The organism is Stenotrophomonas sp. 8(2023) (assembly GCF_030345295.1).
GTDB lineage: Bacteria > Pseudomonadota > Gammaproteobacteria > Xanthomonadales > Xanthomonadaceae > Stenotrophomonas > Stenotrophomonas muris.
Genome location: NZ_CP128404.1, coordinates 1,266,232 through 1,282,755 on the forward strand (window position 1 = coordinate 1,266,232; position 16,524 = coordinate 1,282,755).

The following is a 16,524-nucleotide window of genomic DNA, read 5'->3' on the forward strand; positions in this document are numbered from 1 at the left end:
CAAGCCTTCAGCAACGTCTCGTCATCCCCGCATCCCGTGCCAGCCACCACGCGAGCTGCCGGAGATAACCACCCGCTGCTCCCGCCGATGCACCGATCAGCAGGTGTGCGAGCACCCTGATCCCACGCGCGGCCCGCTCCCGCACCCAAGGCAGGACCGCCACCACCTGCGCACCCAGCAACAGCATCAGTACGTCCAGGCCCAGCGCATCCACCACCGGCAACAACGGCAGCAGATCCGGATTGCAGGCCAGCACGATCACCAGCGCGGCACCCAGCACGGCCATCAGGCGGCGCCCGGCGGGCAGGGTGGTCCAGTGCAGCAGTCGGTTGATCAGGTGCATGGCATTCCTTGTGTCATGTGCCGGAATCCTCATCAGGCTTGATCGGCCGCACCGGCTGCCGCAGCACGGTTTTCAACCGCGCCGCGTCGGTCCTGCGCGGGTCGCTCAGGTAGATCTCATGATGGGGGCCGGCGAAGGTGTAACCCAGTGCGGGCATCACTTCCTCATGCAGATGCGCCAGGACGGGGCCTTCGTCGTCGTAGGCGCCCACGTGCAAGGTCTGCAGGCTGGGGCCCTCGGCAAGGATTTCATTGCGGAGGCTGGGCGGCGCATCCCCCAGCTTCGCGCGCGCCTTGCTGATCGCGGCCTGCCACTGCGTAGGGCCGATGCCCTCGGGCGTGCGGATCATTACGGTCCAGGCCCACTCGTCCTTGCGTCGCGCGATGAAGCTGGCCGGGTCCTCGGCGCTCCACAGCGCCTCCAGCGGTGGCACCACGTAGTCGCGCCCTTCGGCCTTCAGCGCAAACTTCAATGCATAGCTCACCGAATACAGCCACTGCACGGCCTGCAGGTAGGCGGGGGCCGTGTTCGGGTCGCCGCGACCATCGACCATCACGTAGGGCAGGGGCGGCACATCGACCGGTACGAACCTGCCGGCGGGCGGTTGATAGAGCGCCCGGTCGCGCTTCTTGAAGTCGATCTTGTCCATCGGGGGCCTCCTCCTGTGCAGAGCATCCCACGCCAGGCACCCGCCAGTACGCTGAACCGGTTCAGGTGACTTTGCCGAACGAGGGCGAATGGCCCCACGAGCGCGCGGGGCCGCGACGCAGTCCTGGGTCATGCGCCCGTCACACCTGCGCGGTGCGACAACGTGTCGCAGCCAGAATCGGGCCTTTCCTGCGCTCGATCAATGTCAATGCCTTTCTTAAATGGTGGGTGACGGCCTAAAATTGAAAGGCTGACTCGACCCCACCTCCCTGCCTGTCTTCCGGACCGGTGGGACCGGCTTTTGGCCGGAACAGGCAGGGACGGGGAACGGCATTCCCTCGCAATTGGATCGACCGATGATTCCGTTGAAAACCCTTGGGCGCTGGTTGCGCCCGGGCCTGCTGCTGTCGTTGCTGGTGATGCTCACCGGTTGCGATGCGGTGGCCATCCTCAGTCCGAAGGGCCAGATCGGCCAGGATGAGAAGACCCTGCTGATCACAGCCACCGTGCTCATGCTGCTGGTCGTCATCCCGGTCATCATCATGACCCTGACGTTCGCGTGGAAGTATCGCGCCTCCAACACCAAGGCCCGTTACGAGCCGAAGTGGTCCCACTCGACGGCGATCGAGGTGGTGGTGTGGTCCATTCCCTGCATGATCGTGCTGGTGCTGGCGGTCCTGACCTGGCGTTCGTCGCACGCACTGGACCCGTATCGTCCGCTGGATTCGGACGTCAAGCCGGTCACCATCGAGGCGATCTCGCTGGACTGGAAGTGGCTGTTCATCTATCCGGAAGAGAAGGTGGCGGTCGTCAACGAAATCAAGTTCCCGGTCAACACGCCGCTGAACTTCAAGATCACGTCCGATTCGGTGATGAATGCGTTCTTCATCCCGCACCTGGGCAGCATGATCTACTCGATGGCTGCGATGGAGACCAAGCTCCACCTGATCGCCAACGAGACCGGCGAATTCCCGGGCATGTCCTCGCACTACAGCGGCGCGGGCTTCGCCAAGATGCACTTCACCGCCTACTCGGTCACCGATGCCGAATACCGCCAGTGGCTGGACCAGGTCCGCGCCGGTGAGCAGACCCTGGACAAGGCCTCGTTCAAGGCGCTGGGTGAAGCACGCAACGCCGAGTGGTATCCGGTCACCTACTTCGGCAAGACCGAAGAAGGCCTGTTCGACTGGGTCATCGCCAAGCACATGGGCGACAACAAGCATTACGGCATGAAGCACTCGCATGCCGGTGCCGCCGCTGCCGATGCCGCCACCCATGAAGCGCACGAGGGCCATGCCCCCAGTGACGCGCATGATTCCAAGGAATCGGGTGAAAACCTGGATGCCAACGAACACGAACATGCAGGCCATGCCGGCCACGCGGGTTCGGGAGAATGAACATGTTGGGAAAACTCTCTCTTGAGTCGATCCCCCACGATCCGATCGTCCTGACGACGTTGATCGGCGCGGTTCTTGGTGGCCTGGGCGTCGTCGCCCTGATCACCAAGTTCAAGCTGTGGGGCTATCTGTGGAAGGAGTGGTTCACCTCGGTGGATCACAAGAAGATCGGCGTGATGTACCTCATCGTCGCCTTCGTCATGCTGCTGCGCGGTTTCTCCGACGCCATCATGATGCGTACCCAGCAGGCCATCGCCGTCGGTGGCTCCGAGGGCTACCTGCCGCCGCACCACTACGACCAGATCTTCACCGCCCACGGCGTGATCATGATCTTCTTCGTGGCGATGCCGCTGATCACCGGCCTGATGAACCTGGCCGTGCCGCTGCAGATCGGTGCGCGCGACGTCGCGTTCCCGTTCGTCAACTCGCTCAGCTTCTGGCTGTTCGTGTCCGGTGCGGTGCTGATCATGCTGTCGCTGTGGATCGGTGAGTTCGCTGCCACCGGCTGGCTGGCATTCCCGCCACTGTCGGGCATCGAATACAGTCCAAGCGTCGGCATGGACTACTACATCTGGGGTCTACAGGTCGCAGGCCTGGGTACCACGCTGAGCGGTATCAACTTCTTCATCACCATCCTGAAGATGCGTACCCCCAGCATGAAGCTGATGCAGATGCCGGTGTTCACCTGGACCGCCCTGGTGACCAACGTGCTGATCGTCGCTGCCTTCCCGGTGCTGACCATCACCCTGGTGCTGCTGACCCTGGACCGTTACCTGGGTACGCACTTCTTCACCAATGACGGTGGCGGCAACGCCATGCTGTACATCAACCTGATCTGGATCTGGGGTCACCCGGAGGTGTACATCCTGGTCCTGCCGGCGTTCGGTGTGTTCTCCGAAGTCATCGCGACCTTCTCGCGCAAGGCGCTGTTCGGCTACAAGGGCATGGTCTACGCCACCGCCTGCATCGGCGTGCTGTCGTTCATCGTGTGGCTGCACCACTTCTTCACCATGGGCTCCGGTGCCAACGTCAATGCCTTCTTCGGCATCACGACGATGATCATCTCGATCCCGACCGGCGTGAAGATCTTCAACTGGCTGTTCACCATGTTCCGCGGCCGCGTGCACTTCACCACCCCGGTGCTGTGGACCATCGGCTTCATGGTCACCTTCGTCATCGGCGGCATGACCGGCGTGATGCTGGCGATCCCGGCCATCGACTTCGTGCTGCACAACAGCCTGTTCCTGATCGCCCACTTCCACAACGTCATCATCGGCGGCGTGGTGTTCGGCATGTTCGCCGGCATCACCTACTGGTGGCCGAAGATGTTCGGCTTCCGCCTCAATGAGTTCTGGGGCAAGTGCGCGTTCTGGTGCTGGTTCATCGGCTTCTACGTGACCTTCATGCCGATGTACGTGCTGGGCTTCATGGGCATGACCCGTCGCCTGCAGAGCACGGTCAACCCGGCCTATGAGCCGCTGCTGCTGATCGCCGCCGCAGGTGCCTTCATCGTTGGCGCCGGCATCCTGTGTCAGATCATCCAGGTGGCCGTCTCGATCCGCGACCGCAAGAAGACCGTCGACCTGACCGGCGACCCGTGGGATGCCCGTACGCTGGAGTGGGAAACCTCTTCGCCGCCGGCCTTCTACAACTTCGGCACGCTGCCGGAAGTCACCGAGCTGGACGATTTCTGGGAGCGCAAGCAGCGCGGTGAAGCCTGGCCGAAGCCGGCCAAGTACACCGACATCCACATGCCGCGCAACACCGGCACGGGCGTTGTCATCGGTGCCTTCAGCCTGGTGTTCGGCTTCGCGATGATCTGGCACATCTGGTGGCTGGCCATCGTCGGCTTCGTCGGCATGATCGCCACGTTCATCTACCGCACCTTCGACCAGGACGTGGACTACTGGGTCCCGGCCGCCGAGGTGGAACGCATCGAGAACGAACACCGCAAGCACCTGGAAGCCCAGGGCCTGGTGAAGTCGGAGCTGAAGGCATGAGCACCAATACCTCGACCCTGAGCCACGGGCACGCCGCGCACGCGGCGGCCCATGGCCATGACGACCACGAGCACCACGACACCGGCGGCAACACCGTCTTCGGTTTCTGGGTGTACCTGATGAGCGACTGCCTCATCTTCGCCTCGCTGTTCGCCACCTACGTGGTGCTGGCAGGCGGTACCGATGGTGGCCCGACCGCGAAGGACCTGTTCGAACTGCCGTTCGTGGCGTGGGAAACCGCGCTGCTGCTGACCTCGTCGCTGACCTTCGGCCTGGGCATGATCGCCATGCACCGCAAGCAGGTTGGCCAGATGTTCCTGTGGCTGGCGGTTACCTGGCTGCTGGGCTTCGGCTTCATGTGCATGGAAGTCTATGAGTTCCAGCACCTGATCCATCAGGGCTACGGTCCGGACCGCAGTGCCTTCCTGTCGGCGTTCTTCGCCCTGGTCGGCACCCACGGCCTGCACGTCAGCGCCGGCCTGCTGTGGCTGCTGGTGATGTTCGTGCAGCTGAAGAAGTACGGCCTGACCCCGACCAACAAGACCCGCATGGCGTGCCTGAGCCTGTTCTGGCACTTCCTGGACCTGATCTGGATCGGCGTGTTCTCCGTCGTCTACCTCAATGGAGCGCTGTAATGGCACATGACAACCACGCACACGACCACGGCACCGGCGGCGAAAGCCACGGCAGCGTGAAGTCGTACCTGATCGGCTTCGTGCTGGCGGTGGTGCTGACCGTCATCCCGTTCTGGATGGTGATGTCGGGTGATTTCTCGCGCACCGTCAACGGTGTGGTGATAGCGGTCACCGCGGTGCTGCAGATGCTGGTCCACCTGGTGTTCTTCCTGCATCTGGACCGCTCTTCGGAAAGCCGCTGGAACGTCAACGCTGCGGCCTTCACCGTTGTGGTGATCGGCATCATCGTGATCGGTACCCTGTGGGTCATGCACAACATGAACGTGCACATGATGCACTGACGTCCTCGCGACGTTGCCACGCAGAAAGGCCGCCCTCGGGCGGCCTTTCTGTTTGCTGTGGTTGCGCGTTTCGTGCACCCACCAGGCTGGTAGTGCCGGCCGCTGGCCGGCAATTACGCGAAGCCGGCCAGCGGCCGGCTCTACCAGGAGATCCACGCCATGCGTGGATGGGGTCAGATCCCTTGCCTGCGGCAAGGGATCTGACCCCGGACCTGGCGCCTCACCCCACCCGGCGCAGGAATTCCTCGGCGTCCATCGGTCGACCCAGGTGGTAACCCTGCAACTGATCACACCCCAGTTCGCTCAGGTACTCGCGCTGCGCCTGCGTCTCCACGCCCTCGGCCACCACCTGCAGCTGCAGGGTGCGGCCCAGCGCGATGATCGACGAGACGATGGCGGCGTCCTCGTCATTGCGCTCCAGGTCGTGCACGAACGCACGGTCGATCTTCAGTTCGGTGGCCGGCATGCGCTTGAGGTACAGCAGGCTGGAATAGCCGGTGCCGAAATCATCGATGGCGATGTGCACGCCCATCGCGGTCAGGTCGTTGAGAATCGCGAGGCTGGCATCGACGTCCTTCATCGCCGTGGTCTCGGTGATCTCCAGGGTCAGCCGCGCCGGTTCGATCCGGTGCCGGTGCAGCACCTCGCGCACGCTGTCCAGCAGTGCCGGCGAGGCGAACTGCAGCGGCGAGAGGTTCACCGCCATTGTCCATTCCGTATGCCCGGCCTGGTGCCATGCCCGCAGCTGCGCACAGGCGCGGTCCAATACCCAGTCACCGATCGGCAGGATCAGGCCGCTGCGCTCGGCAATGGGGATGAACACGTCCGGCGCCAGCAGTCCCAGCTCCGGGTGCTGCCAGCGCAGCAGCGCTTCGGCCCCGGTGGCCGGTGCGCCGGCGGCAGGGAACTTAGGCTGGTAATGCAGGATCAGTTCGTCGCGGGCGATGGCCTTGCGCAGGTCCTGCAGCAGGCGCAGCTGGCGGTTGGCACTGAGCTGCATCGACGGGGTGAAGAAGGTGTAGCCGTTCCGCCCGGTTTCCTTGGTGTGGTACATCGCCGCATCGGCGTGGGCCATCAGCTCGCGCTCGTTGCCGGCGTCATCCGGGTACAGGGCAATGCCCAGGCTGGCGCTGACCTGCAGTTCGGCCGCATCCAGCAGGAACGGTTCGCCGGCCGCGGCGATGATGCGCTCGGCCACCACCACCGCATCGTCGGGAATGTCGATGGCCAGCACGATCACGAACTCATCGCCGCCGAGGCGGGCCAACGTATCCTGCGGTCGCAGCTGGCCGCCGATGCGCTGTGCCACCGCCACCAGCAGGCGGTCGCCGAGCTGGTGGCCGTACGCATCATTGACCGCCTTGAAGCCGTCCAGGTCGCAGAACATCACCGCCACTGCATGGTTGCGGCGCCGCGCCTTCTCGATGGCCTGCTCGATGCGGTCCTGCAGCAGCATGCGGTTGGGCAGCTGGGTCAACGGGTCGTGCAGCGCGGCCTGGATCAGCTTGTCGTTGGCGTGCGCCAGCGAATCGGCCAGCAGCCCGGTGCGCACGCGCATCTGCCGGTCGAACAGCGAGGCGACCAGGGCGATGCCCAGCGTGGCCACGGTGGTGACGATCACCAGCACCGCCAGCCAGCGCGTGTCGATGCCGCCACTGCCGACGGCGCCACAGATGCTGCCTTCGGGGAAGCGCGCCGCCGCCATACCGGTGTAATGCATGCCGACGATGGCCAGGCCCATCACCAGCGAAGCAAGCGCGCGCAGCAGCAGGGTGTTGCGCCGCTCGGCGCGCAGGCGGAAGGCGATCCACAGTGCGGCGCCGGCGGCACCGATGGCCACCGCGATGGACGCGGCAAACCAGCCCGGGTGGTAGTCAATGCCGGGCTGCATGCGCATCGCCGCCATGCCCAGGTAATGCATGGTGGCGATGCCCAGGCCCATCAGCACGGCCCCGGCCAGCAGCCGGCGCCACGGCAGGCTGGGCCGCGACACCAGCCACAGCGCATAGGCTGAGGCGCCGATCGAGACCGCCAGCGAGTACAGGGTGATGCCAAGGTCGTAACCCACCGGAATCGGCAGGTCGAAGGCGAGCATGCCGATGAAGTGCATCGACCAGATGCCCAGGCCCATGGCCGCCGCGCCGCCGGCCAGCCACCAGCGGGCCACGCGACCCTCGGCCGTGGCCAGGCGCCCGGCCATGTCCAGCGCCGTGTACGAAGCAAGAATGGCCACCAGCAGGGAGATGATGACCAGGCTCTGACTGTAGCTGCCAGTCATGATGAATCCAGTGGGGGAGGGAGGGGCGCCCGCAAGGCGCACGCCCGCGACCCCTATCGGCGCAGGTGGGCAGGACTTGAGTGGTCGCAGCACCTGCGACCCGGCTCGGCTATCCTGCCACGCCTGTTCCCGTTGCTGGAAATCATCCGATGGCAAAAGCCCGCACCGCCTACGTCTGCAATGAATGCGGCGCCGAATTCAGCAAGTGGCAGGGCCAGTGCACCGAGTGCAACGCCTGGAACTCGCTGTCGGAGATCGTGCTGGAAAGCGCGGCGGCGGCCAAGGCGCCGGCTTCGCGCCGGGCCGGCTGGGCCGGCAAGATCGACCCGCCGAAGATCACCGCCCTGAAGGACGTGGAGCAGACCGAGCATCGCCGGGTCTCCACCGGCATCGGCGAGTTCGACCGGGTGCTGGGCGGCGGCCTGGTCGAGGGCGCGGTGGTGCTGGTCGGTGGCGATCCGGGCATCGGCAAGTCGACCCTGCTGCTGCAGGCGGTGGCGAAGATGGCGGCCGAACTGCCGGTGCTGTACGTCACCGGCGAGGAATCGCTGGCGCAGGTCGCCGGCCGCGCGCACCGCCTGGAGCTGCCGCTGGACGGGGTCAACGCGCTGGCCGAGACCGGGGTCGAATCGATCCTGCAGCATGCGTCCAAGGCCGGCCCGCGGCTGATCGTGGCCGACTCCGTGCAGACCCTGTGGACCGAGAGCCTGACCGCTGCGCCGGGATCGGTCAGCCAGGTGCGCGAGAGCGCGGCGCGGCTGGTACGGTTCGCCAAGGAGACCGGCACCGCCGTGTTCCTGGTCGGCCACGTGACCAAGGAGGGCGGCATCGCCGGCCCGCGCGTGCTCGAGCACATGGTCGACGCGGTGCTGTATTTCGAGGGCGAGAGCGGCAGCCGCTTCCGCCTGCTGCGCGCGTTCAAGAACCGCTTCGGTGCGGTCAACGAACTGGGCGTGTTCGCGATGGGCGACAAGGGCCTGAAGGAGGTCTCCAACCCATCGGCGATCTTCCTGTCCGGCGGCAGCACCCATCAGCCGGGCAGCTGCGTGATGGTCACCCGCGAGGGCACCCGGCCGCTGCTGGTCGAGGTGCAGGCGCTGGTCGATGCGTCGCCGCTGTCGAATCCGCGCCGTGTCGCGGTCGGCCTGGAGCAGAACCGCCTGGCCATGCTGCTGGCGGTGCTGCATCGCCATGGCGGCGTACTGGTCGGCGACCAGGACGTGTTCGTCAATGTGGTCGGTGGCATCCGCGTGCAGGAGACCGCGGCCGATCTGCCGGTGCTGCTGGCGGTGTTGTCGTCGCTGCAGGACCGGCCGCTGGCGGAAAAGACGATTGCGTTCGGCGAGGTGGGCCTGTCCGGCGAGATCCGACCTGTGCCCAATGGCGAAGACCGCCTGCGCGAGGCCGCCACCCATGGCTTCAAGCGCGCCATCGTGCCCAAGGCCAATGCGCCCAAGGGCGGATCGGTGAAAGGCATGGAAGTGATCGCGGTGGAGCGCCTGTCCGAGGCCATCGACGCGGCGTGAGGCACTGGGGGGACTGCTGCGGGGCCTGCCTCCACATACGTCATATACGGCAACGGTCAGGCTGGCTGTGCTAGTTTTTCCCGCTCGACGAAGGCGCCCTCTGGCGCCTTTCCGTGCCCAGGAGTAAACGATTACATGCAGGACACCGCGCTCACCGCCCCCAACGCCGAGATCCGTCGTGCCGGGGTCGATCTCAATGGACTGATGACGGTGCTGGGCAAGCACCTGTATTCCACCCCGGTGGTGGCGCTGCGCGAACTGGTGCAGAACGCGCACGACTCGATCATCCGCCGCCGCATCGAGCAGCCCGGCGTCCAGGTGCCTTCGCGCATTTCGGTGCAGGTCGATGCCGGTGCCGGCGTGCTGCGCATCACCGATACCGGTGCCGGCCTGACCCGCCAGGAGATCCACGACTACCTGGCCACCGTCGGCGTCGGCTATACCCGTGGCCTGCGCCAGGGCGGCGAGGATGATGAAGGCCTGATCGGCATGTTCGGCCTCGGCTTCCTGTCGGCCTTCGTGCTGGCGCGCCGGGTCAGCGTGCGTACCACCTCGTACCAGACGCCGGAGCTGGGCCATCTGTACGTGTCCAGCAATGCCGAGCAGTACACCGTCAGCGAAGTGCCGGCACGCGCGGTCGGCACCGAGGTGGAACTGGAACTGCATCCGGATTTCCTGCCACTGGCCAACGAGGCGCGCCTGCATGAGGTGCTGGGCCGCTACTGCGCGCTGCTGTCCGAACCGATCTTCATCGGTGCTGCGACCGAAGCGCTCAACCCCGAGCCGCCGCCGTGGCGGGGGCAGGGTGACGTGGCCGTGCACCCGGTGCAGGCACGCCGCCAGGCACTGCAGTTCGCCGCGCGCTTCGAACACGATTTCGAGCCGATCGTCACCGTGCCGCTGCGGGCCGACGGCAACAGCGATGCCACCGGCCTGCTGTGGGTGCAGGATGGTGCCACCTATGGCACCAGCGACAACCGCAACCTGTCGGTGTTCGTGCGCGGCATGCTGCTGGATGACGATGCCCGTGACCTGCTGCCGCCGTGGGCCGGCTTCATCGGCGGGGTGATCGAATCCTCGCGGCTGACTCCCACCGCCAGCCGCGAAGACCTGCAGCGCGATGACCAGTACCGCGCTGTGCAACATGCCTTGCTGGAGGCGCTGATCGATGGTCTGGCCGACGTTGCGCGGCAGCAGCCGGAGGCGTGGCGACGCGTATTGAGCCGCCACAACGAGGCGCTGCTGGGCGCGGCGCTGTGCGATGACCGCCTGTTCGACCTGCTGATGGAGCATGTGCGCGTGCCGACCTCGCAGGGCGACCTGCCGGCCAGTGCCCTGCCGGCGCGCGGTGCCGTGCATGTCATCCTCGACAATGGCGGTGGCTTCGAAGAGATGCTGTTCCGCGCGATGGGGGTGCCGGTCGCGCATGGCCATCGCTACGCGGTGGTGCCGTTCCTGCGGCGCTGGGCCCAGGCCAAGGGCCTGCGCCTGGTTGAACTCGGCACCGAGCAGGGCAATCGCGCACTGTTCCGCAGCGATGACAGCCTCGACGACGCGCAGCTCGCATGGCTGCGCGAACAGCTGGGTGATGGCGAGCAGCTGCTGCCGGCGCGTTTCAGCCCGGAAGCACTGCCGGTGGTGGTGGTGCCCGACCGCGAGGCCGAACTGAAGCAGCGCCTGGAAGACGACGAGAACGACAAGCGCGTTTCGATGGCGGCGCTGCGCCTGGCGCGCCAGTTCACCGCACGCATCGAATCGCGCGCACCCTCGCGGCTGTACCTCAACCTCGACAACCCGGCGGTGCAGGCGCTGCTGCGCGCCCAGCGCGAGGGCCACCCGCAGGCCGAAGCGGCGGCACGCCTGCTGCGCTCGCTGAAGATCATCGTCGCTGCGCAGGGCCGTCCCTTGGCCCGGGCAACGACCGCCACGCAGGGCCCGGATCTCAACGGCGCCTTTACCGATATCGCCGGTGCTCTGCAGCAGATGCTGCGCTGAGCACCGCGCCCTCTCATCCAGCCTTCGCTAGACAGGAGTACTTACCCCATGGACATCTGGAACTGGGTCGAAAAACTGCAGGGCGACCTGCGCCAGGCCGGCCAGGCGCAGAACGCGCACCTGCTGAACCGCCTCGCCGACGAGGTCAGTGAACTGCAGATCGACCGCGTCGATGCACTGCTGCCCGAAGCACGCGCACTGGGCAAGGCGCTCGACAACCCCTGGGTCGACGTCTACGTCGGCCACTGGGCGCTGCGCAACCGCGTCGGCAACCGTGTTGAAGGCGAGAGCGCACTTGGCGAAGCCGTTTCGCTGTTCGAGCGGGCACACCGCGAAGACACCCTGGAATGCCCGCAGTCGATCTGCGTGACCCAGGACCTGGCCGCCTGCTACGGCAACATCGATGGCCCGGGCTGGGTGCCCGAGCGCATCGAGGTGTGCGACGAGACCCTCGGCCGCATCGATCCCAGCTGGGCCTGCTTCCAGTGCCTGAGCTGCGAGAAAGCCGATGCGCTGCTCGACGATGGCCGTGGCCAGGAGGCGCTGGATTACCTGCAGGCGCAGGCCGACGCCGTGGAGGCCTGTGGCAAGGAAGTGTTCGACAGCTTCCCGGAGATGCAGATCAAGATCCTGCTCGCTGTCGGCCGCGCCGACGAGGCACTGGCGCTGATCGAGAAGCGCGAAGCCGAAGTGGCCGCCTCCGGGGAGTACGAGCCGGCCAACTGCACGGTGCCGCGCCGCTTGTCCAAGGCATGGGCGTTGGCCCAGCTGGGCCGCGACGAAGAAGCGCTGCAGCAGCTGGTGCCGTGGAGCGAGCTGACCCCGAATTACTGGCGGCTGTGGGCGAACACCGCCGCAGCGCTGTGCCAGCGTGACCCTGCGCGCAATACGTGGGACCTGGGCACGCGCTTCAACACGATCATCGAGCACTTCGCCCGGGTCGGATCGCATCGCCTGCTGATCGAAGTGGCAGCGCTGAGCCTGGAGCTTGCCCTGCAGCGTGGTGCGCGCTGGGTGGCGCTGCGCCAGCTGGAACTGGCCCGCACCCATCTGGCGCAGCTGCGCCAGGACCGGGGGGCGGCAGCGCTGGTGGCCGGCCTGGCGGCACGCATCGATGCATTGCCGGATGTCGCACCGCTGCCGGTGCCGGCCGGCGAGCTGCTGGCATGGCTGGACGCGCAGGGTGAACAGAACCAGGCGCGCGACCCCGAGCGCGAGGCGCAGTGGTTGCTGCAGGCGCAGGCGCAGCTGCCCGATGACGAGGCCTTGGCCGAGATGGCCGCCTCGGCGCTGAGCGCCTGCGGCGCGCAGGCCGAGGCGCGAGCGCTGTTGTGGCGGTTCGTACGCAGCCATGCGCAGAACGATGGTCCCGCAGCCTACACGCTGATGCGCTGGCTGGCCGAGCAGGGGGACGACGACGGCCTGCGCCAGCTGGCCGAGGTCTACCGCAGCAGCGTGCCGGTGTTCGCGCACTGGTGCGACGTGCAGCGCGCACGCCGGGTGTCCGACTGGCCGGCGCTGGAGCAGGCGGCCCGATCGCTTCTGGAGCTGTCTCCGGGCTCGCACGGCGCGCGCGGCACGCTGGCGCGCATGTACATGGAAACCGGCCGCTTCAGCGAGGCCCAGGCCTGCTATGCGCAGTTGGTGGAGCTGCTGGACGAGCCGAACGCCGCGCATTGGGACCACATGAGTGCGGCCAGCGCGGCGCGCGACTGGGACGCGGTGCGCCGCTCGGCCGCGGCGATCGGCATGGAGCTGTCCAGCCAGGAAGGTGTGGTCGAGGAGCCATGGGGCTGGGTGATCATCCGCAGCGAAGAGAACGGCGAGCCGATGGAGTACTACGCCCGCCGCAGCGGCCCGGTGACCGCGCGCATCGTCGAGAATGCGCCGTCCAACCGCGCCCAGCAGGTGGGCGACTGGGTGGTGTTCGATGCCGCACTGGTGCATCCGGCACCCGAGGAGGAGGAGGAAGCGCGCGAGCATTTCATCCCGACCTATGCGCAGGTGCATGTGCTGGAGCGCGGCGGCTTCGCCCGCAGCTGGATGATCGATGGCGCGCACCCGGGCGAAGAGGCGTGGAACGCCTTCGTCGAGGCGGCCGAAGCGCAGGGTTGGAAGGTGTGGTCGCACAGCCGCCCGGACTACACCGTCACCGACCCCGATAGGGAGGAGGGCACGCTGCCCGGCCTGCTGTTCACCGTCGCCCAGCCGCAGGACCATGCGCCGCTGGCGCTGCACCGCTTCCTCCAGCAGCACACCGCGACGTGGCCGCATCCGCATTGCTGGCTGCGCCTGGCTGAAGCCTGTGACCAGGACCGCCAGCCGCATCTGGACGTGATCGAGCGTTACGGGCTGTAAGCTGCACGCTCCTGTAGAGCCGAGCCTGCGCTCGGCCCACGCGGAAAGCAGCCGAGCATGGGCTCGGCTCTACAACGGATCATCATCACCACCAGGGAATGGAATACATGCGAAAGACAGGGATGTTCGTGATCGCCGGGCTGCTGCTGGCCCCCACCGTGCAGGCCGCACCGGCCTGCCAGGAACCCATGGCCGTTGCCCGTGCCTTGTTCGAGGCCACGACCGGCAATGGTGACCTGCTGGAGCCACCGCCCGCGCTGGTCAGCCCGGCGTTCGGCAAGGCACTGCGTGGCGAGCGTGCCTGCCAGCAGCGCGAAGAGGGCATCTGCACGATCGATTCCGACCCGTGGCTGGATGCGCAGGACGGCGACATTGAAACCCCGGTGCGTTACCGCTGGAAAGAGGCCTCGGCCACTGCCGGCCAGGTCGAGATGCGCTATGCGGTATGGAAGAAGGCCTACGTGACCCGTCTGCCGATGGTGCGCCAGGGCCAGGGCTGCTGGCAGGTCGATGACATCCTCACCAACAGCGGTCGCTCGGTGCGGAAGATCCTGGCGCAGTCGATTCCCTGATCGGCGGCAGCATCCGCGCATGGTGCGGTTCAGTTGCCGGCCAGCGGCCGGCACTACCCGGTGATGTTGGGGTGGGTGCCGACCGTTGGTCGGCATGCCTTTATCGCGAATGCCCGAACACCAGTTCGATCACGAACTGGCTGCCGAAGAACGCCAGCAGCAGCAACAGCATTGCCGCCAGCGTCCAGTGCACCGCCTTCATGCCGCGCCAGCCGTAGCGGCGACGGCCGATCATCAGCACGCCGAACACGATCCACGACAGCACGCTCAGCACGGTCTTGTGCACCAGCTTCTGCGCCAGCAGGTCGTCGACGAACAGCACGCCGGTGACCAGGGTCAGGGTCAGCAGCGCGAAGCCGACCGTGATCACCCGGAACAGCAGCGATTCCAGGTCGGCCAGCGGTGGCAGCGCGCGCAGCCACGGGCGGAACTCGCGGCGGCGCAGGGCGCGTTCCTGCAGCCACAGCATGATCGCCAGCAGCGCGGCGATGCTCAGCGTGGCGTAGGCCAGCAGCGCCAGCCAGGCATGGCTGGCCAGGCGCCAGCCCAGCACCTTGCTCGGCTCGTGGCCGTAGCCGTGATAGGCCAGAAGCAGTACCGCGGCCAGTGGGAACACCACCACGCCCAGCGCCGACATGCGGCCGCGCGCGCCCACCAGCGAGGTCAGCCAGGCCATGCCCAGGCCGACCAGCGACAGCGCGGCGAAGAAGTGCATGTCCGGCCCGCCGTTGGTGCGCATCGCCACCATCACGTGGTAACCGCCATGCAGCAGCATCGCTGGCAGGGCCGGCCACAGCCAGGTGGGGGAGCCGGTGCTTTCATCGCGGCCGAGCGCGCGCACCAGCAGGGCACTGGCAGCCAGGTAGAGCAGGACGGCGATGAGAACGATTGTCATCGTTGCAGTTTCGCATACCCCTGTGATGCTGGCGACGGCCCGGTGGTCGCAGTCCGGGCGGACAGCCGGACCCGTTATACTGTCTGCCTTATTGTCCCCCGCTTTCAGACAGGTTGCGCCGCATGTTCGAGTCCCTGACCCAGCGCCTTTCCGGCACCATCGAGCGCCTGCGTGGCCGCGGCCGCCTGACCGAGGAGAACATCCGCGAGGCGACCCGCGAAGTACGCATCGCGCTGCTCGAAGCCGACGTCGCGCTGCCGGTGGTGCAGGCCCTGATCGAGCGCATCAAGGTGCGCGCGGTCGGCCAGGAAGTGCTGAAGTCGCTGACCCCGGGCCAGGCCCTGATCAAGGTCGTGCGCGACGAGCTGACCGCGGTGATGGGTGCCGAGGCCAGCGACCTGAACCTCAATGTGCCCGCTCCGGCCATCATCCTGATGGCGGGCCTGCAGGGCGCCGGCAAGACCACCACGGTGGGCAAGCTGGCCAAGCACCTGAAGGAAAAGCGCAAGAAGAAGGTGATGGTGGTTTCGGCCGACGTCTACCGCCCGGCCGCGATCGAGCAGCTGAAGACCCTGGCCGAGCAGGTCGGCGTGCTGTTCTTCCCGTCCAGCGCCGACCAGAAGCCGGAGGCCATCGTCCGCGCCGCCATCGACGACGCGCGCAAGTCGTTCGTCGACGTGCTGCTGGTCGATACCGCCGGCCGCCTGGCCATCGACGAAGCGATGATGGCCGAGATCAAGGCCCTGCACGCTGCCGTGAACCCGGCCGAAACCCTGTTCGTGGTCGACGCCATGACCGGCCAGGACGCGGCCAACACCGCCAAGGCCTTCGGTGATGCGCTGCCGCTGACCGGCGTGGTGCTGACCAAGACCGACGGTGACGCCCGCGGCGGTGCCGCGCTGAGCGTGCGCTACATCACCGGCAAGCCGATCAAGTTCGTCGGTGTCAGCGAAAAGCCGGAAGGCCTGGACGTGTTCCATCCGGACCGCATCGCCAGCCGCATCCTCGACATGGGCGACGTGCTGTCGCTGGTCGAGCAGGTGGAGCAGCAGGTCGACAAGGACAAGGCCGCCAAGCTGGCCGAGAAGGTCGCGAAGGGGAAGAAGTTCGACCTGAACGACATGCGCGACCAGCTCGAGCAGATGCAGAACATGGGCGGCATCGGCGGCCTGATGGACAAGCTGCCGGGCCTGGGCAACATCCCCGACCACCTGAAGCAGCAGGTCAGCCAGGGCAAGGAAGTGCCGCGCATGATCGCCATCATCAGCTCGATGACCAAGAAGGAACGGCGCAACCCGAACCTGCTCAACGGCTCGCGCCGCGCGCGCATCGCCAAGGGTTCGGGCGTGACCCCGGCCGACGTCAACAAGCTGATGAAGCAGTACATGCAGATGGAAAAGATGATGAGCAAGATGGCCGGCGGTGGCATGAAGGGCATGTTGCGCAGCATGAAGGGCATGATGGGCGCCATGGGCGGCCGCGGCATGCCGTTCCGTTGATGACGGCCCCGTCCGCAGTGTGATGTAGCGCCCGAGC

Annotated in this window: 13 protein-coding genes; 9 read left to right on the forward strand and 4 right to left on the reverse strand. The window is 66.6% G+C overall.

Going from position 1 to position 16,524, the window contains the following annotated elements; all coding sequences use genetic code 11:
- Window positions 1–7: 7 nt before the first annotated feature.
- Complete coding sequence (locus tag QP609_RS05855) at window positions 8–343, reverse strand: hypothetical protein (protein WP_014646389.1); 336 nt, start codon at window positions 341–343, stop codon at window positions 8–10.
- Window positions 344–356: 13 nt separating this feature from the next.
- Entirely contained in the window at window positions 357–992 is a 636-nt protein-coding gene (locus QP609_RS05860; protein WP_142234422.1) for a GyrI-like domain-containing protein, read from the reverse strand.
- Between the two features lie 355 nt (window positions 993–1,347).
- Here QP609_RS05860 and cyoA point away from each other — a divergent pair, with 355 nt between their 5' ends.
- Genes cyoA through cyoD form a run of 4 tightly spaced genes read left to right on the forward strand, consistent with a single transcriptional unit; the run spans window position 1,348 to window position 5,364 of the window.
- On the forward strand, window positions 1,348–2,388 hold the full coding sequence (gene cyoA, locus QP609_RS05865; RefSeq protein ID WP_014646391.1) for a ubiquinol oxidase subunit II: 1,041 nt from the start codon (window positions 1,348–1,350) through the stop codon (window positions 2,386–2,388).
- 2 nt (window positions 2,389–2,390) lie between these two features.
- Window positions 2,391–4,388, forward strand: a complete 1,998-nt coding sequence (gene cyoB, locus QP609_RS05870) for a cytochrome o ubiquinol oxidase subunit I (RefSeq protein WP_032956371.1) — start codon at window positions 2,391–2,393, stop codon at window positions 4,386–4,388.
- Entirely contained in the window at window positions 4,385–5,023 is a 639-nt protein-coding gene (gene cyoC / locus QP609_RS05875) for a cytochrome o ubiquinol oxidase subunit III (protein WP_014646393.1), read from the forward strand. The genes cyoB and cyoC overlap by 4 nt, the downstream gene beginning before the upstream one ends.
- Window positions 5,023–5,364, forward strand: a complete 342-nt coding sequence (gene cyoD, locus QP609_RS05880; protein WP_005415725.1) for a cytochrome o ubiquinol oxidase subunit IV — start codon at window positions 5,023–5,025, stop codon at window positions 5,362–5,364. The genes cyoC and cyoD overlap by 1 nt, the downstream gene beginning before the upstream one ends.
- Before the next feature lie 220 nt (window positions 5,365–5,584).
- Here the strand turns inward: cyoD and QP609_RS05885 are convergent, their stop codons facing one another.
- Window positions 5,585–7,642: a bifunctional diguanylate cyclase/phosphodiesterase gene (locus tag QP609_RS05885; RefSeq protein WP_049404407.1), complete on the reverse strand. Its 2,058-nt coding sequence runs from the start codon at window positions 7,640–7,642 to the stop codon at window positions 5,585–5,587.
- 149 nt (window positions 7,643–7,791) lie between these two features.
- Between QP609_RS05885 and radA the strand changes: the two genes are divergently transcribed.
- The 4 genes from radA to QP609_RS05905 all read left to right on the forward strand — a co-directional run bounded on the left by radA (window position 7,792) and on the right by QP609_RS05905 (window position 14,093).
- Window positions 7,792–9,168: a DNA repair protein RadA gene (radA, locus tag QP609_RS05890; RefSeq protein ID WP_014646395.1), complete on the forward strand. Its 1,377-nt coding sequence runs from the start codon at window positions 7,792–7,794 to the stop codon at window positions 9,166–9,168.
- Window positions 9,169–9,303: 135 nt separating this feature from the next.
- A complete protein-coding gene (locus tag QP609_RS05895; protein ID WP_014646396.1) occupies window positions 9,304–11,163 on the forward strand; it encodes an ATP-binding protein in 1,860 nt (619 codons plus the stop codon).
- 48 nt (window positions 11,164–11,211) lie between these two features.
- Window positions 11,212–13,521, forward strand: coding sequence for a tetratricopeptide repeat protein (locus QP609_RS05900; RefSeq protein ID WP_197621722.1), 2,310 nt, complete (start codon window positions 11,212–11,214; stop codon window positions 13,519–13,521).
- A 107-nt stretch (window positions 13,522–13,628) separates the two neighbouring features.
- Complete coding sequence (locus QP609_RS05905) at window positions 13,629–14,093, forward strand: hypothetical protein (protein ID WP_197621721.1); 465 nt, start codon at window positions 13,629–13,631, stop codon at window positions 14,091–14,093.
- A gap of 100 nt (window positions 14,094–14,193) precedes the next feature.
- Here QP609_RS05905 and ccsA read toward each other — a convergent pair whose 3' ends face one another.
- Window positions 14,194–14,988, reverse strand: coding sequence for a cytochrome c biogenesis protein CcsA (ccsA, locus tag QP609_RS05910; RefSeq protein ID WP_014646399.1), 795 nt, complete (start codon window positions 14,986–14,988; stop codon window positions 14,194–14,196).
- Window positions 14,989–15,110: 122 nt separating this feature from the next.
- Here ccsA and ffh point away from each other — a divergent pair, with 122 nt between their 5' ends.
- Window positions 15,111–16,487 carry a signal recognition particle protein gene (ffh, locus tag QP609_RS05915; RefSeq protein WP_005408591.1) on the forward strand — a complete coding sequence of 459 codons (1,377 nt, stop codon included), beginning with the start codon at window positions 15,111–15,113 and terminating at the stop codon, window positions 16,485–16,487.
- The last annotated feature ends 37 nt before the right edge of the window (window positions 16,488–16,524 follow it).

Excerpts from the sequence above, each read along its gene's own strand:
- QP609_RS05905 (WP_197621721.1), top strand. The coding sequence starts at position 13,629 with ATGCGAAAGACAGGGATGTTCGTGATCGCCGGGCTGCTGCTGGCCCCC.
- cyoD (WP_005415725.1), top strand. The coding sequence starts at position 5,023 with ATGGCACATGACAACCACGCACACGACCACGGCACCGGCGGCGAAAGC.
- ffh (WP_005408591.1), top strand. The coding sequence starts at position 15,111 with ATGTTCGAGTCCCTGACCCAGCGCCTTTCCGGCACCATCGAGCGCCTG.
- QP609_RS05895 (WP_014646396.1), top strand. The coding sequence starts at position 9,304 with ATGCAGGACACCGCGCTCACCGCCCCCAACGCCGAGATCCGTCGTGCC.
- cyoA (WP_014646391.1), top strand. The coding sequence starts at position 1,348 with ATGATTCCGTTGAAAACCCTTGGGCGCTGGTTGCGCCCGGGCCTGCTG.
- QP609_RS05860 (WP_142234422.1), bottom strand. The coding sequence starts at position 992 with ATGGACAAGATCGACTTCAAGAAGCGCGACCGGGCGCTCTATCAACCG.
- QP609_RS05855 (WP_014646389.1), bottom strand. The coding sequence starts at position 343 with ATGCACCTGATCAACCGACTGCTGCACTGGACCACCCTGCCCGCCGGG.
- QP609_RS05900 (WP_197621722.1), top strand. The coding sequence starts at position 11,212 with ATGGACATCTGGAACTGGGTCGAAAAACTGCAGGGCGACCTGCGCCAG.
- ccsA (WP_014646399.1), bottom strand. The coding sequence starts at position 14,988 with ATGACAATCGTTCTCATCGCCGTCCTGCTCTACCTGGCTGCCAGTGCC.
- cyoC (WP_014646393.1), top strand. The coding sequence starts at position 4,385 with ATGAGCACCAATACCTCGACCCTGAGCCACGGGCACGCCGCGCACGCG.
- cyoB (WP_032956371.1), top strand. The coding sequence starts at position 2,391 with ATGTTGGGAAAACTCTCTCTTGAGTCGATCCCCCACGATCCGATCGTC.
- radA (WP_014646395.1), top strand. The coding sequence starts at position 7,792 with ATGGCAAAAGCCCGCACCGCCTACGTCTGCAATGAATGCGGCGCCGAA.
- QP609_RS05885 (WP_049404407.1), bottom strand. The coding sequence starts at position 7,642 with ATGACTGGCAGCTACAGTCAGAGCCTGGTCATCATCTCCCTGCTGGTG.